Here is a 16,695-nt window from a genome sequence, read left to right as displayed (position 1 = left end):
ACTTTTATTGTTACTATTTATAATATCAATATGCTCAAACTTTATAAATAGAATATTATTTATTAGATGGCACATATACCAAGTTACATTATTTAAAAGTCCGCAAAGATAAGTAATAATCCTCTTTCTCTCGCATCAATAACTTCTCCTCCTTTGTCTTGTCTTTATAACCACACAAATGAAGTATACCATGTATCATAACACGATTTAATTCATCATCGAAATTTACCGCAAACTTCACCGAGTTTTCTAACACTCGATCAATACTTATAAAAATATCTGAACTTATCAATTTTCCAAGGTTATAATCAAACGTAATAATATCGGTTAACGTATTGTGTTCTAAATGTTTAACATTCAATTCTAATAAATATTCATCATCACAAAAGATATAATTAATAGCATCTTCTTTGTAACTTTCATCTCTAATAGCATCTGATAACCAGCTACTTATATCGTTTGAATTGATAATTTCAAACTCCTTTTGATAATTAAATTCAATCATTCTTTTACTGTTTCTTTAAAATACTGTTGCACTTTGTTTTTATAATTATTACGTAAAGGCAAGGGTTCTCTATTTAAAATTTCATCCTTACTAAAGAAGAGTTTATCACCCTTAATTTCAGGAATCGTTCTTTGTTCAAAGCTATTTTTATTTATTTCCGACTTTCTTTTACTATCCTTTCCTTGCTCTAATTGAGCATCTTCCAACTTAAGAAGCTCGTGTTCCAACTGCTGCATCTGTTGTAAAACATCATTGCTAAAACCTTTGTCTAATAATTGTTTCTCCAATTGTTCCATTTGTTTTATTGCCTTTTGCCCTTTTGCCCCATTTTTTCCATCTTTTCCCATCATTTCTTTTAAAGCCTCCTTCAAAGCATTCTGTTCTTGATAAATTTGATATTGTTCCCCACTCATTTGTTCACTTCCACCTTCACCATCTTTTGGTTCACCTTCTTTTCCTTTTTCACCATCTTTACCTTTTTTCTTTTCGCCTTCTCCCTTCTTCATACCTTCCTTCATTTTTTTCTGCAACTCTCCCTGCTTCTTAATAATATCTGGTAGACTAAATTCAGGTTTTCCACCTTTACCCTTCCCTTGACCCATACTAGGGTTCTGTAAGCTGTTTAACATATCACTTAACATATCTGCCAAATTATTTGCAGCCGTCATTGTGTATTGTTGGTTTGATCTACCTGGTACGATATAATTTTCCGCAATATTATCTAAAGACTTATTTAAATTATAATGAGCATCAGCCAAATCCTCTTGAATCTTTGTTGTTAATTGTGGTACACGTAATGAAAGTGTATACAAACTATCATCAATATGCTCAAAGTTTTCTTTGATTATCTGTTGCTTCCTAAGCAATTTAGGAAATTCTGCATGGCTTGCGTCTATACCATCAAAAGCATCCAATAATTTTTCTTGATCAAATGAAAACGTTAATAAATTCTCCAAAATTGCTTTAAGATCATCTATGTTTTCTTGAAGCATTTCCCCTTGCATTTCCATCATTGCACCACCCATCTTTTTACTTAATTCTTTTTGTTTTTTTGCAGCTGCCTTTTGATTGGTCTTAGCATCCTTTTTATTTTGATCTTTTTGATCTGGTTTATTTGAATTATTTTCTTCAGCCTTTTTATTTTCTAAATTTTCCTTAGCTCTTTCCATCAACTCTTCAATTGTCTTTTCTTCCTGTTTTGTATCAGGAAATTTCATTGGTTGAGCTAAATTTTGATTTTGTTTCCTCAATTCCTCAAAATCCTTCTTTATGGATTCAAATTCCTTATTAAGTTCTTTTTGATCTTGAATTTTACTTTCTTGTTTTTTAGATTCATCTTCTTGCTTGGTAGACAGAGAATCTAATTTCTGAGTGATTTGTGCTGCCTTTTTCTCAACAAAAAACCGTTTAGATAGCTCTAACAATCTTTCCAACGTCTTTTTTTCTTGTTTGTTCTGTTCTGTTAGTTTATCCAATTTATTCAACATCTCTTCTTTCTCAAGCTTTTCAGACATTTTTTTTAATTGATCTAACAAATTGTTTTTCTCTTGAAGTTCTTGTGCTTCTTCAATTCGTTTTTTTAACTCTTCCTTTTTGTCTTTAATTTCAGTATTTTCGTCATTTCGCTCTTGTTCATCTAAATTCTCTTTCAAGTTTTCAGTATGTTTTTCTTGCATTTGCTTATACTGTTCTTGCCGCTTTAAAAATTGATCAAATTCCTTTTTATCATTCCAATTCAAGTCGGACTTCTTTCTCAACTTATTAGAGAACTCATCTAACTCCTTATTTAGTTTATCACTATCTTTATTTATCTTATTAAGCTCTTCTAAATTCTGTTTTTGTTCTTTTAATAAATCATCCGTAATTTCTTGTTGTGTTTTATTATAATAATTAAAAGTTTGACTTTTCGTTACTTTACTTCCATTTGCCCCATCATTATCATAAACCTCAAAATACATTTCATAGGCCTTACCTAAATCAATTTTTAATATCTCTGGTGAGAAAATATAGTAAAACTCTTCAAAGGTCGATTTATTAACATTAATCGGTGCTATTTGCAATGCCTTTTTATTTTTCACATCATAATACACCAATTGAAGCTTTTTAAGTCCATAATCATCACTCAATTGTCCTACAAATTGTACAGGACCTCTACTTACCGAATCAATATCCGATTTTACTTCAATTTTTGGGTGTTCATCCTTAATTACTTGTAGTGTATAATCAAGTTTTTCATAATCTTTTAAACCACGATTAGAAGTTGTTATTTGATAATTCAAATTATTACTTACGCGTTTTGAAATAGAAAAGATATTATTGGACTTCAGCGTAAATGCATTCCTTTTATCGGATACAAATTTCATTGAATCCGTCGCTTTTGTAGTTATATTCCACGTTACTGTTGATCCTTCAGGAATAACAGCATTACCTGTGTTTTTAATAAGTTCATCCTTTTTTCCTGTATAAGCAGGATAATTCATATACATTTCAAACCCAGTAACATTAGGCGTTCTTAATACTTCCAATTGATATGGCCTAGATCGAACATCATTAGCCTCTAAATAAAATTCTGTCGGTTCCTTTAGGTTATTGAATTGATGCGTAAAATTACCATTCAAATCTTTTAACATATAACTCTCATTGTTGAAATGTATAGTTACATTTTCTGGAACCACATTTCCTTCAGTTGCAACAATCAAATTAAAAGGTTGTCCTTCTACATTTTGCAACTTATCATTTAATACTACAAAAGCAAAAGGAGCAGGTGGTTCATAAGCAGTTTTATAATTAACTACCCTATCAAAACTTTCATTGAATATAGTATTGTTACCCGTAAGAAACATAAACGCCCATATTAAAATTGAAATTGATAAATATTTTAGATATTTAATATTTCCTTTAAAACTGATTGCATTTATAAACGGTATTGGCTCTAAATTTTTGGATTTCTGCTCAATACTGGCTAATAATAATTCTGATTGATTCTTATCCTTATTTAGTTGCAATACATTTAACAGTTTATCATCAACCTCAGAAAAATGTTTACCTATTATAAAAGAAGCCTCTGATAAGGAAATTCCTTTTTGTAAACCAAATAACTTTGCTAAGGGGATGGCAATAAATTTTACGAATAAACCAAGTTCTACCGCTATAAAAACAAAGAATAACACACTCCTTGCTAATGGTGGCAACCATAAAAAGTACTCAATAAATACAGTAATTAAAAAATACAATAAACCAAAAGACACAAATAATATGAGACCTTTAATCAATTCATTGGTATAGTACTTTTTAATGAACTTTTGTAATTTTTGTTGTATGTTATTGAAGTTATTCAAATTTCTTTCTTCTTATTATTCATTTACCTTAAGAAACACAAATTTATTGTAATTCTAAGATGCTGCGTTCAATAATTTCATCTTTTGTTAAATCACCCCAATTAAAAAGTGCTTTTATATCAGGTGGAACCCCATTTTCATAATCCGGATTTTTATCTAATGTTAACGCCTGCGTTACAGAAAATCTATAAAACCAACCATTGGGTAACTGTCCTCCATTTGGTAAACCTAAACCTCCTCCAGTAGTATCTCCAATAAGCATCAAATTAGGAAGTGCCTTGGTTGCAAGAGCGGTAAATGAGCCTGCACTATAGGTCCCTCTATCAGTTAAAACCGCAACTTTGTTTTTATATCTTATTCCATTGTAAGGTGAAATATAAACCGGTTTGTCTTCAGAAAAATCGTTATGTTCAGGACCCGACTTAATTCTTGAATAATTAATTAAGGTCTTACTTTCAACAAATCTATTTAATAAATTAAATACATCACTAACCGCTCCTCCTCCATTTTCTCTTAAATCTAAAATAAGCCCTTTCGTGTTTTTATATCTGTTTAAAACAAACCCAAAATTAGCTCCATCAATGGTACCCGGAAAAGATGCAAAACGCACATACCCAATAGCACCATTGTCTATAAAATTATGTTTAAATGGTCCAGAAGTATAATAATCTTGATTTAAATAATGATCTTCAATAATTCTCCAATCAAAATTATCCTGACCCAAATATTTTACACCAAACTTAGAAACATTAAAATTCGAAATTAGATTCGTATGATCATCTTTTAATTCAGATAACATGGCTCCCAAAACATTAAATAAAGAATCTTGAGACATTCCATCAAATATTTTCACTTCATATTTTGATTTTATCGCATCCCAATCAATGTTTTTCAATTCAAAATATGAATATTTTTCATTGCATTCCTTCCACAAGTATTCAAAATTAACTTTAGGATCAGTCGATGCCATATCCTTTTCAAAAAATGCCTTTTCACAAGAAAAGAGTGAACATAATGCAATACATATTATTAATTTTTTCATGTAAATAAAATTAATCCAACCTTCTTATTTTCTATTACTTTAATATTTAATATACTTCACTTCTATTTTGCTTCCTTCAAAAATTTCAGCGAAAAGCAGTAATTACCTAATATCAGTTTATTTATTATTGGTATTAAATAATAACGTAATCTTAAATGTATGCTGTGCCATTTCTAATTTATTAATATCACCACCGGTTTTATAAGCATCCCATACATAAGAAAATTGAATTTTATTCTTATTTTTCAAAGCAACCGTATAATCTAAAACCGTATTCATCCGAAACCCTGAAAAAAGTTTAAATTGATAATCATCAAATGCTTTAAGTTCATTTAAAATAGAAGATTGGCCTGTATATACATAACCATTGCGATAAACACTATTTATCAATCCAACATTCAGTTTAAATGCTAAATTTCTCGATGTTGGTTTTAGTTTGTATTTTATAAATAAGAACTTTTTGTTCTTTACTCTTTCGCTACTTATATCTCTTGTAACTTTCATAGAACCAAATAAAGTTGGGATTATTTCATAACCAAAATCATTATTTAAAAGTGACGGATTAAATCTCAGGTTAGCTGTAGCATTTAATAACCCTCCAATTTTTACATTCCATTTTTCAGAACTCAACTTATTTAGTTGAAACAACTCCGAATGGAAAAGTGAAAAAATATAAACATTACTACTCGCTGAATGATTGTTATAAATACTACTATAGTTGCCAAAAGCAAAGGAAAACACAGATTCCGTCTCTCTTTTATTGTCCATTTTCATTGTTGACAATGATAAATAAAAAGGATTTCCGTTATATATAAGTGGTGAAGTAGCAAAATCTCTAAAGTTTCCAGCACCAAAACCCAAGGTAACTCCAATATAATTGGGCCGCTGTTTCCTCATACTCAACTTCTCATCATCAAGTTTTTCATTTTGTGAAAAGCCATGAAAAGCAAACAAGAGTAAAATAAAAGTTATTAGCGTTTTTTTAATCATTTATCAATTTAATAGTAAACCTTAGTGCCACTACATTAACAGATTGGAATTTTAAGTAAAAGATATTTAAACTCAAAAATAGCATTTTCATTGTCAAATACTATCTTTGCACTCTAATTTTAACGAAATGATTAACAACGTACGGGTAAGATTTGCTCCTAGTCCAACAGGACCATTACATATTGGTGGTGTTAGAACCGCATTATTCAATTATTTATTTGCTAAAAATAATGGTGGTACTTTTATTCTACGAATTGAGGATACTGACCAAAACCGTTATGTAGAAGGTGCTGAAAAATATATAGTAGATTCTCTTAATTGGCTTAATTTTCCTTTTGATGAAGGACCTGAAATTGGTGGAAATCACGGTCCATACAGACAATCTGAACGTAAAGAAATTTATAAAGAGCATATTGATACGTTAATTGCAAATGGTAATGCGTATTATGCTTTTGATACTTCTGAAAAATTAGATTTTCATAGAAAAGACCATGAAGCAAAGGGTAAAACTTTTATTTATAACTGGCATAATCGGTTAAAATTAGATAATTCATTATCGCTTGACGCTGATGCAGTTCAAAAAAGAATTGATTCTGGTGAAAAGTACGTCATTCGTTTTAAATCACCCGAAAATGAGTCTTTAATACTCAATGATATTATTAGAGGAGAAATAACAATTGATACAAAAGTGTTGGATGATAAAATATTGTTCAAATCGGACGGAATGCCAACCTACCATTTAGCAAATATTGTAGATGATCATTTAATGGAAATTAGTCATGTTATACGTGGTGAAGAATGGTTACCATCAATGGCATTACACATTTTATTATATAGAGCCTTTGCTTGGGATGCTCCAGAATTTGCTCACTTACCTCTTATTTTAAAACCAGAAGGTAAAGGTAAATTAAGTAAACGCGATGGTGATAAATTAGGTTTTCCTGTTTTTCCATTAGAATGGCGAAATAACGGAGATGTTTCACGTGGATACAAAGAAGATGGTTATTTTCCAGAAGCTGTTGTTAATATGTTAGCTTTATTAGGATGGAACGAAGGTAGCGGTTCTGAAAAAGAAATTTATTCATTAGAAGAACTTATCAACGCTTTCAGTCTAAAACATGTAAGTAAGGCCGGAGCAAAATTTAATCCGGACAAAACGAAATGGTTTAACCAACAATACTTGCAATTAAAAACTGATGATGAATTAGCTGATTTGTTCTCTCTTCATATTTTAGCAATGAATTCCAATCCACTGTTAATGGAATCCATCAACAAAACAGCAAAACATTTAGAGGATAAAAATTATATTAAAAAAGTAGTTTCTTCGATAAAAGAAAGAGCCACTTTTGTTTCTGACCTATTGAGCTTAGGTAATTTCTTTTTTATTGCCCCATCATCTTATGATGATAAAGCAAAAAAACAATGGAAAGAAGGTACTCCTGAATTAATGAATGAATTAATTTCAGTGCTTAACCCAATACAAGATTTTACTTCAAATAATATTGAGACCATTGTAAAAGAGTGGATTACAAACAAAGAAATTGGATTTGGTAAAGTTATGCAACCGTTACGATTGAGTTTGGTTGGAGCTATGCAAGGTCCTCATATTTTTGATATAATGGACTTGATTGGTAAGGAAGACACTATAGAACGTATTGAAAGTGCTATAGAGCGTCTCTAACATCAAATTAATTAATGTTAGGGGATTTTATTCTGGTTTTTTTTGAACCTTGTTAGGCTCTTTGCTTTTGATTAAAAATCAAAATTGAAATTTAATATTGTAAGAATCTAGGTGGTGTTTATAAAGATCAGGATTAAAATTTTCTAGTTTAAATTCTTGATCTCTTTCATTGCTCGATTTTAATCTTTTTATAGACCTCAAAAACCTTCTCATTTCGTTATTATTTCTAATAATTAACCCAGGGACCTTTACGTTTTTCCCTTTTTCGTCTTTAGCAACCATAGAAAAGTAAGAAGAATTACAGTGTTTTATCTCACCTGTTTGTATATTTTGAGATTCCACACGTATGCCAACAACCATAGAAGTATTACCTACATAGTTAATTTGAGCTTTCATTGTTACCAACTCACCCACTTCAATAGGGTTCAAAAAATCGACCCTATTCACAGACGCCGTTACACAATATTGGCCAGAGTATTTAGATGCACAAGCAAAAGCTGCTTTATCCATTAACGAAAGAATAAAACCTCCATGAATTTTACCACTGAAATTGGAATAATTTGGTTGCATTAATTCCGTTAAAATAATTTCAGAATCAGTTGATGTTTTAAATTTTGACGTCATATTATCTTTTTCAAATTAGCTACTCCCTAATCGTTTTTTCTACTTCAGTAACAAAATATTTAGTGTCACCCAACCATGGAAATGTGGCAAAACGTTCCTTATAAGTTAATTTTACTTGTTGTCCTTGCATATCTTTTAGTTGTTGAATAACTTCCTCTTCAGAGCTTTCTACAGAAAAACTAAAATGTTGTGATTCAGATACACCTTGGCTTATTTCACCTTCCCAAGTTTTAAAAAATACTCCTTTATGCGTAATTTTTATCAATTCTCCTGATCTAAAACCGTCACTGTATGAGGCATAATAAACAAATAGAAAATAACCAATTAATAAAACCGCCGCTATAGCAACAATAATCCCTACAACTTTTTTCATTATTTTTACTTTATCCCCCAAAAATACAGAATTATCACTAACTTTAACATCTTATATTTCTTTAACTAAAAACAAAAAAACTATGGAAGCATATATTGGATACATTCCTTATATTTTTATCGGATTATTAATTTTTTTCGCCTCAATTTTTATCGTAAAACAACAAACTGTTGCCATTATTGAACGATTTGGTAGATTTTTAAGTATTAGACACTCAGGATTTCAATTAAAAATTCCATTTGTTGATAAAATTGCAGGAAAAGTTAGTTTAAAAATTCAGCAATTGGATGTAATTGTTGAAACAAAAACCTTAGATGATGTATTTGTAAAACTTAAAGTTTCAGTACAATATGTAATTATTAGAGAAAAGGTTTATGAAGCTTTCTACAAACTAGAATATCCTCACGATCAAATTACGAGTTATGTTTTTGACGTAGTACGTGCCGAAGTTCCAAAAATGAAATTGGATGATGTATTTGTTAAAAAAGATGATATCGCCATTGCCGTAAAAAATGAATTAAAAGATGCAATGTTGACTTATGGTTTTGATATTATTAAAACGTTAGTTACTGATATTGATCCAGATGCACAAGTAAAAGTTGCCATGAACAGAATTAATGCAGCTGATCGTGAAAAAACTGCTGCACAATATGAAGGTGATGCTGCTAGAATATTAATTGTTGAAAGAGCGAAAGCAGAAGCAGAAAGTAAGCGTTTACAGGGGCAAGGTATTGCGGACCAACGTAGAGAAATTGCTCGAGGTTTAGAAGAATCTGTTGAAGTATTAAATAAAGTAGGGATTAACTCGCAAGAAGCTTCGGCTTTAATTGTAGTAACTCAACATTATGATACATTACAATCTATTGGTGAACATACAAACTCTAACCTGATATTGTTACCTAATTCACCACAGGCAGGTAGTGATATGCTAAACAATATGGTAGCTTCCTTTACAGCGAGTAACCAAATTGGTGAAGCCATGAAAAAAGCAGAGTTAAAAAAGAATAATGGTAAAAATATTGAGGAATAAAACCTCACTATATTGCATAAAAAAAGTCGCAAATTGCGACTTTTTTTTATTTAGATTATCAATTAATCTGTAATTTTTTCTTTCTTTTTATCCTCATCCTCATCCTTTGTGGCTTTTTTAAATTCTTTAATTCCACCACCAAGACCCTTCATTAATTCAGGTATTTTTCTTCCTCCAAAAAGTAGTAGAACTATTATCCCAATAATAATAACTTCTTGACCGCCTAACCATCCTAAAAATATTGTTGCTGATATCATTTTTTAATAATTTATAAAACAAAGGTAGTAATTAAACGTGAATTCTGCATAATTATTTGTTAAAAGGCAAATTTAATTGTTATTACTATTTAGTAACTAAAAATAATGGTGTTTCAATTCTAAATCAGCGTTTTTTACTTTAGCCATAGCTTTATTAACTAGTTAATATAAACTGTTTACAACATGACTCAATAAAATATTGTTTTTTACTATAAAATCAGCATGTTTTTTTAAAAATGATATTTATCATTTTAACACCAACTACCATTCTTTAACTTTGAGTAAATCTAAATTACGATTTATGAAAAATCTCCTTCCAATTGCCGTTATGATTATAGTTACTTTGGTAAGTTGCCAAGACAAAAAAACAAAACCAGAAAATAATGAACTTAATGCAGCCCAAGACAACAATCTCAGAATACAAATAGAGCTAGGTGAAAAACTTTTTAACGAAAACATTTGTGATGCTTGTCATTTCAAACAGCCTTCAGAGGTTGGTCCTACAATAAAAACAATCGTAGAAACGTATAATGAGCAAGAAAAAAGTATTGCGGACTTTTTACAAGGAAAAGTTAAACATATCGTAGATACAGACGAAGACCAAATAGCTATAATGCAGATGAATATTGATACCTTTGTAGCAAAATTATCCGTTTTAGAACTTGAGGCTATCGAAGTATATATGGAACATGTTGCGGATAACTGATTTCCGTTTTGATCTTTGATTTTAACATCAATAAAAAATTGTATAAATCCTTTTTTTACAAAGCGGTTAGTATGTTCTATGTACTAACCGCCAATTCAGAATAGTTATTTTTTGCTTAAAGCGTATTTTTAATCGCCATTTCCATTAATTAAGTAAAAATCTAAATGTTTACGTTCTAAATCTGTCTTTTTTACTTTTACAGTAACTTCATCTCCTAACTGATATAAATTCTTTGTTGACTGTCCAACTAAAGCGTATTGCTTTTCATCATAGATATAATAATCGTCCTTAATATCTCGCGTACGCACCATTCCTTCACACTTATTTTCTATAATTTCTATATAAATACCCCATTCAGTAACCCCAGATATCACACCTACAAACTCTTCATCTTGATGATTTTGCATGTATTTAACCTGCATGTATTTAATAGAATCACGTTCTGCTTTTGAAGCTAACATCTCTCTTTCTGAAGAGTGTTCACATTTTTTCTCGTAAGGTGCCGCATCGGGTGATTTTCCTCCATCTAAATAATATTGAAGCAATCTATGTGTCATCACATCAGGATATCGTCTAATAGGTGACGTAAAATGGCTATAATAGTCAAATGCTAATCCATAATGTCCAATATTATCCGTGGTATAAATTGCTTTGCTCATAGAACGGATAGTTAATGTTTCTATCATATTCTCTTCTGGCTTACCATTTACATCACTTAACAACTTGTTTAATGAATTAGAAGTTGTTTCTTTTGTTTGAGTATTAATTTTGTATCCAAACTTACTTATAATTTCCTGTAATCCTGCCAATTTATCAGGATTGGGTTCATCATGTATTCTATAAATAAAGGTATTTTTTGTAGGTGTACCATTCTTCTTTTTTCCTACAAATTCAGCCACTTTTTTATTGGCTAAAAGCATAAATTCTTCTATTAGCTTATTCGCATCTTTAGATTCTTTAAAATAAACTCCAGTTGGTTCAGCATCTTCATTTAAATTAAACTTCACTTCTACCCTATCAAAAGTAATTGCTCCTTGTTGTAAGCGTCTTTTTCTAAGTTTTTTTGCCAGTTCGTCTAGCTTTAAAGTTGCTTTTACAATTTCATCAGTTACTTTATAACTTTTTCCTGTTATTGAAATATCCTCAGGAATTGTATTTTCAAAAGTTTCTATAATATGTTGAGCTTCTTCATATGCAAAACGTTGGTCTGAATATGTAACAGTTCTACCAAACCATTCGTTAATAACATGTCCTTTTTTATCCATTTCAAAAACGGCCGAAAATGTTAATTTTTCTTCATTAGGTCTTAAAGAACAAACCCCATTAGATAATACTTCTGGTAACATTGGTACTACTCTATCTACTAAATACACTGAAGTTGCTCTTTCATAAGCTTCTTTATCTAAAATTGTATCTGGTTGCACATAATGCGATACATCTGCAATATGAATTCCTATTTCAAAATTTCCATTTTCCAACTCTTTAAAAGACAGTGCATCATCAAAATCTTTGGCATCTTTAGGATCTATTGTAAAAGTTAATGTTTTACGCATATCTCTACGCTCTGAAATATCTTTAGAATTAACTTCAGTAACTAACTTAGCAGCATCATCTTCAACTTTTTCTGGGAATTGATATGGAAGTCCATATTCTAATAAAATAGAATGTATTTCAGTATCGTGTTCTCCAGGTTTACCTAAAACTGTAATAATTTTACCAAAAGGATTCTTAGAATTATCTGGCCAATCCGTTAATTCAGCCAATACTTTATCTCCATGTTCTGCTCCATCAATATTATTTTTAGATATAAAAATATCTGCATACATCTTATTATTGTCAGGTACTACAAATCCGAAATTTTTACTCATTTGCAAAACACCAACAAATTCAGTTTTAGCACGTTCTATAATTTCAGTTACCTCACCTTCGTACTTATCATTATTTCGCCTTCTATACACATAAACTTTTACTGTATCACCGTCTAATCCACGATTTAAATTTATTGTTGGTATAAAAGCGTCATGCTCTAAAGTATCTGAAATGAAATAGGCATTTTTATTAGAAGTAACATCTAAAATACCAACATGGTAATGTTCGTTTTGTATAATTTTATATTTACCCTTTTCAGTTTCTTCGATTCTTTCCTTTAGCTTTAAGGCTTCCAAATTTTGTATAATTTGTTGCCTGCCATTAGCATCTGTAATATCTAAATTCGCTGCTATTTGTTTATAATTAAACGACTGTTTTGAATTTTGATTTAATGTTTTTAAAATTTTTGTAGATAAATCTTTAACTACATTACCTTTCTTTTTATATTGAAATCTCTTTTTTGACATACTTTATTTATTCTAGCCGAAATATAACAAAAAAGCCTCGATAGTCATCGAGGCTTTTAATTAAATAATTGTTATTTTTTATTCTAATACAACCTTTTGTTCTGTTGAACCTTCAGATGTTGCAATTCTAAGTACATAAATACCTCTTGGTAATTTTGCTACATTTAAAGAATTATCTTTCAATTGCACTTTAACCTGACTACCATTAGAATCAAACATTAAAACATATTTTAATTCAACGTTATCTTTTAAATCGATAGTTATTTTATCTGTACTTGGATTAGGATATACTTTTATACTTGCTTCTAATGAAACTTCCTCAGTATCTGCAGCAGCTAAACCTGATATTTTTCTAATTCTATTATTACCTCTATCTACAACAAATAATTCACCTGTTTTATTAAAAGCTAAACCAGTAGGATTAGATAGTTTTGCATCTGTTGCTAATTCACCATCTCCTGAAAATCCAGATTCACCGTTACCAGCTACAGTTGTAATTTTACCAGTAGAAAGAGCTATTTTTCTTACCATATTATTACCTCTATCAACAACAAATAAATCTCCATTATTATTAATAGCTAAACCTAATGGATTTGCTAATTGAGCTTTAGTTGCATCAACATCTTCTCCTACAAATCCTGTTTCTCCTGTTCCGGCTATTGTAGAAATAATACCCGTAGATAAATTTATTTTTCTAATACGTTCGTTTCCACTATCAGAAATAAAAATATTTCCTTTACCATCTAGAGCTAAACCTGTTGGATTTGCCAATTGAGCAGCAGACGCTTGTCCTCCATCTCCTGAAAAACCTACTTCACCAGTACCTGCTATAACAATTACCTTACCAGTTTTAAAATCGACTTTTTTAACATTACTATCACCATTTACAGAAACATAAAGATTTCCGTGTTTGTCAAAAACAACATTAAAAGGACCTCCTAAATATTCATTAATATTAGGAAATTCTGTTTCTGATTTTTCTCCAACTAACGTTATAGAACTACCTGTATCTAAATTTACTTTTCTAATACGTAAATTAGCTAAATCAGCAACATATAAGTTATTGTAATTATCAAAAGTTAATCCCGTTGGTGTTTTTAATTCGCTTACTTGTTTTTTATCAGCCGTACCAACCACTGTTGTAATGATACCTGATTCCTTATCAATTCTTCTTATACTATTATTGTAAGTATCTGCAATATAAATATTGTCAGACTTGTCAAAAGTTAAATTAAATGGTAAATTTAATTTAGCTGTAGTAGCTAAACCACCATCTCCAGAGAATCCTGAAGATCCAGTACCTGCTACGGTAGTAATTGTTTGGCTTTGTGCAGTATACACAAGGCATAAAAATAATAAAATAATGTAATTTTTTTTCATAACATAGGGGTGTTTAAGTTCTCTTAATTCATAGTTAAGGTCGCTAATTTACAATATTTTAGATAAAAAGTAAAAAAAAGTAAAAAAACTACTTAGTAGTATTTATAATAAGGTATTAAATTATAGCATAAGTTTACCAACTTGAATTTACAAAACTTTACCTTTTACTTATCAACATATATTATATAATATTTTTTTAGTTTTAAAATTTTAGAAAAGAAATGATTGTTATTATATGTTGTTAATAGTTACAATAAATAATCTAATATTTATTTTGATTTTAAGTTGTTAAATATTGTTTAACATTTTATCAGCTATTATTTTTTAGTTAAACTAACTATAAATCAAATAAATAATCATTTCTAAACACAGCTTGTTAATAACTGTTGTTAACTAGTTTAGTGTAAAGAATAATTAATAATTTGGTTGAAAACCTTGATTTTATATGTTAATAAATTCATCTTAAATTATGATAACTATATTAGGTTTGTATTAGTAAATTTTCTCTTAACCTTTTAATTAAGAATACAAATTATTATTATAAGATTTAGTTGATATTTGATTAACAATTGTAGGATTGTTTAAAGGTCTAATTCTTAAATTATTGCAAAAAGCTATTAACAATTTAAAATTTTAATGTTCATAAAGTTAAATAGTGCTAAATTTGAATTTTAAACTAAAATATATAAAAATGAAAATTGCAATAGGTAATGACCACGCAGGTACCGATTATAAAAAGGCTATAGTAAAGCATTTAGAGGAAAACGGAAATACGGTTATAAATTTTGGAACTGATACTGATGATAGCGTTGATTATCCAGATTTTGTTCACCCAGTAGCTAATGCTGTAGAAAATAAGGAGGTTGATTTTGGTATTACCATTTGTGGAAGTGGTAATGGTGCACAAATTGCTGCCAATAAACATCAGGGAATTAGAGCAGCTTTATGTTGGAATAATGAATTGGTTGCTTTAGCAAGACAACATAATGATGCAAATATTTTAAGTATACCTGCTCGATTTGTCTCAGTACATCAAGCAATTAATTTTGTTGATATATTTTTAAATATGGATTTTGAAGGTGGACGTCATCAAACTAGAGTTGATAAAATAACGTGTTCATAAAATGCAATGGTTTTTAAAAACATTTCATCAATTATCTTTAAATGAATTTTATTCTATTTTAAAACTTCGAATAGATATTTTTGTTGTAGAACAAAATTGCCCTTATCCAGAATTAGATAATAAAGATCAATTAGCTCATCACTTTTTTTGTATAAATAATAATGAAGTTATAGCATATACCAGAATTTTTAAACCTGGTGATTATTATGTACAAGCTGCATTTGGTAGAGTAGTAGTGCATGAAAATTTTAGAAAACAAGAACTAGGTAAGAAGCTTATTGAGCAAACAATAAATGAAACCTATAAACTATATGGAAAAACTCCTATAAAAATAGGAGGTCAAGTTTACCTTAAAAAATTTTATGAATCTTTTGGTTTTCAACAAAAAGGAGAAGGGTATTTAGAAGATGGTATTCCACATATATATATGATATTAGACAATGAACAATCCTAAAGTAAAAATAAAAAAGATTACTAATTTATCAAATGATTGGTACACCTTAGATAAAGTAAATTTTGATTATCAGTTAAAAGATGGTACATGGCAAAACCAAAATAGAGAGAGTTATGATCGAGGTGATGGAGCTTGTATTTTATTATTTAATAATAAAAAAGGTACCGTTATATTAACCAAACAATTTAGAATGCCTAGTTACTTAAATGGTAATGATGATGGTATGTCAATAGAGGTTTGTGCAGGATTATTAGACGAAGATGATCCTATTACTTGTATAAAAAAAGAGGCCGAAGAAGAAACGGGTTATCTCTTAGATAAAGTTAAAAAAGTATTTGTTATATATTCAACCCCTGGTGCAGTTACTGAAAAGATATATTACTTTGTAGGAGAATATAATGAGGATATGAAAGTAAATGACGGCGGAGGATTAGCATCAGAAACTGAAGAAATTGAAGTATTAGAAATGCCTTTTAAAAATGCCTTAGAAATGATTAAAACTGGTGAAATAAATGATGCAAAAACGGTGATTTTACTTCAACATGCTGCAATTGAAAAATTGCTAGATTAAAAATAGTTTAAGCTCAGTTCATAGGTTTATTTAAAATAGCAAAGTAGGTTTCTATACCTACTTAAAAATTAACAAGTTGAAAGTTTTTATTTGGACTGTGAATACTATAAGGATTAATAATTCAATAATTCTTCATATCAATAACATCAATAAATATTATTTAAAGACCTTTGTTATTAGTTTTTTGTAAGTGATTACTCAAAGGAATAATTACTAAAGAGTAACAAAACGAAATTAAAATTATTTTTGATATTTAATTATATTAAAAAGTTTACTATTAATAGT

General features: G+C 29.4%; 15 protein-coding genes. 6 read left to right on the top strand and 9 right to left on the bottom strand.

Annotated elements, in window-relative coordinates; genetic code table 11:
* Positions 1 to 88: 88 nt before the first annotated feature.
* The 4 genes from ybeY to D3P13_RS04900 all read right to left on the bottom strand — a co-directional run bounded on the left by ybeY (position 89) and on the right by D3P13_RS04900 (position 5,875).
* Complete coding sequence (gene ybeY, locus D3P13_RS04915; protein ID WP_117880155.1) at positions 89 to 505, bottom strand: rRNA maturation RNase YbeY; 417 nt, start codon at positions 503 to 505, stop codon at positions 89 to 91.
* The gene (locus D3P13_RS04910; protein WP_117880154.1) at positions 502 to 3,843 is read right to left on the bottom strand and encodes a DUF4175 family protein; all 3,342 of its coding nucleotides are present in this window, start codon (positions 3,841 to 3,843) and stop codon (positions 502 to 504) included. Before D3P13_RS04910 ends, ybeY begins: the two co-directional genes overlap by 4 nt.
* A gap of 43 nt (positions 3,844 to 3,886) precedes the next feature.
* The gene (locus D3P13_RS04905; protein WP_117880153.1) at positions 3,887 to 4,885 is read right to left on the bottom strand and encodes a S41 family peptidase; all 999 of its coding nucleotides are present in this window, start codon (positions 4,883 to 4,885) and stop codon (positions 3,887 to 3,889) included.
* Positions 4,886 to 5,002: 117 nt separating this feature from the next.
* Positions 5,003 to 5,875 carry a hypothetical protein gene (locus D3P13_RS04900; RefSeq protein ID WP_117880152.1) on the bottom strand — a complete coding sequence of 291 codons (873 nt, stop codon included), beginning with the start codon at positions 5,873 to 5,875 and terminating at the stop codon, positions 5,003 to 5,005.
* Between the two features lie 127 nt (positions 5,876 to 6,002).
* Here D3P13_RS04900 and gltX point away from each other — a divergent pair, with 127 nt between their 5' ends.
* Positions 6,003 to 7,556: a glutamate--tRNA ligase gene (gene gltX, locus D3P13_RS04895; RefSeq protein WP_117880151.1), complete on the top strand. Its 1,554-nt coding sequence runs from the start codon at positions 6,003 to 6,005 to the stop codon at positions 7,554 to 7,556.
* Between the two features lie 78 nt (positions 7,557 to 7,634).
* Here the strand turns inward: gltX and D3P13_RS04890 are convergent, their stop codons facing one another.
* Complete coding sequence (locus D3P13_RS04890) at positions 7,635 to 8,180, bottom strand: acyl-CoA thioesterase (protein ID WP_117880150.1); 546 nt, start codon at positions 8,178 to 8,180, stop codon at positions 7,635 to 7,637.
* Between the two features lie 19 nt (positions 8,181 to 8,199).
* The gene (locus D3P13_RS04885) at positions 8,200 to 8,553 is read right to left on the bottom strand and encodes a 6-phosphogluconate dehydrogenase (protein ID WP_117880149.1); all 354 of its coding nucleotides are present in this window, start codon (positions 8,551 to 8,553) and stop codon (positions 8,200 to 8,202) included.
* 82 nt (positions 8,554 to 8,635) lie between these two features.
* Here D3P13_RS04885 and D3P13_RS04880 point away from each other — a divergent pair, with 82 nt between their 5' ends.
* Entirely contained in the window at positions 8,636 to 9,583 is a 948-nt protein-coding gene (locus D3P13_RS04880; protein WP_117880148.1) for an SPFH domain-containing protein, read from the top strand.
* A gap of 62 nt (positions 9,584 to 9,645) precedes the next feature.
* Here D3P13_RS04880 and tatA read toward each other — a convergent pair whose 3' ends face one another.
* Positions 9,646 to 9,840, bottom strand: coding sequence for a twin-arginine translocase TatA/TatE family subunit (gene tatA, locus D3P13_RS04875; RefSeq protein WP_117880147.1), 195 nt, complete (start codon positions 9,838 to 9,840; stop codon positions 9,646 to 9,648).
* A gap of 301 nt (positions 9,841 to 10,141) precedes the next feature.
* On the opposite strand from tatA, the gene D3P13_RS04870 reads away from it, so the two are divergent.
* On the top strand, positions 10,142 to 10,546 hold the full coding sequence (locus D3P13_RS04870; RefSeq protein WP_117880146.1) for a c-type cytochrome: 405 nt from the start codon (positions 10,142 to 10,144) through the stop codon (positions 10,544 to 10,546).
* Between the two features lie 128 nt (positions 10,547 to 10,674).
* Here the strand turns inward: D3P13_RS04870 and rnr are convergent, their stop codons facing one another.
* Positions 10,675 to 12,882 carry a ribonuclease R gene (rnr, locus tag D3P13_RS04865; RefSeq protein WP_117880145.1) on the bottom strand — a complete coding sequence of 736 codons (2,208 nt, stop codon included), beginning with the start codon at positions 12,880 to 12,882 and terminating at the stop codon, positions 10,675 to 10,677.
* A gap of 78 nt (positions 12,883 to 12,960) precedes the next feature.
* Positions 12,961 to 14,262: an NHL domain-containing protein gene (locus D3P13_RS04860; protein WP_117880144.1), complete on the bottom strand. Its 1,302-nt coding sequence runs from the start codon at positions 14,260 to 14,262 to the stop codon at positions 12,961 to 12,963.
* 691 nt (positions 14,263 to 14,953) lie between these two features.
* On the opposite strand from D3P13_RS04860, the gene rpiB reads away from it, so the two are divergent.
* From rpiB to D3P13_RS04845, 3 genes are read left to right on the top strand one after another with little or no spacing between them, the layout of a single operon-like run.
* Positions 14,954 to 15,385 carry a ribose 5-phosphate isomerase B gene (gene rpiB / locus D3P13_RS04855; protein ID WP_117880143.1) on the top strand — a complete coding sequence of 144 codons (432 nt, stop codon included), beginning with the start codon at positions 14,954 to 14,956 and terminating at the stop codon, positions 15,383 to 15,385.
* A gap of 1 nt (position 15,386) precedes the next feature.
* Positions 15,387 to 15,839: a GNAT family N-acetyltransferase gene (locus tag D3P13_RS04850; RefSeq protein WP_117880142.1), complete on the top strand. Its 453-nt coding sequence runs from the start codon at positions 15,387 to 15,389 to the stop codon at positions 15,837 to 15,839.
* On the top strand, positions 15,826 to 16,410 hold the full coding sequence (locus tag D3P13_RS04845) for an NUDIX domain-containing protein (protein WP_117880141.1): 585 nt from the start codon (positions 15,826 to 15,828) through the stop codon (positions 16,408 to 16,410). Before D3P13_RS04850 ends, D3P13_RS04845 begins: the two co-directional genes overlap by 14 nt.
* Positions 16,411 to 16,695: the final 285 nt, after the last annotated feature.

The sequence above is a fragment of the Aureibaculum luteum genome (assembly GCF_003449015.1).
GTDB lineage: Bacteria > Bacteroidota > Bacteroidia > Flavobacteriales > Flavobacteriaceae > Aureibaculum > Aureibaculum luteum.
The sequence above is the reverse complement of the archived record's forward strand: the minus strand, read 5'-3'. Positions and strand labels throughout refer to the sequence as shown.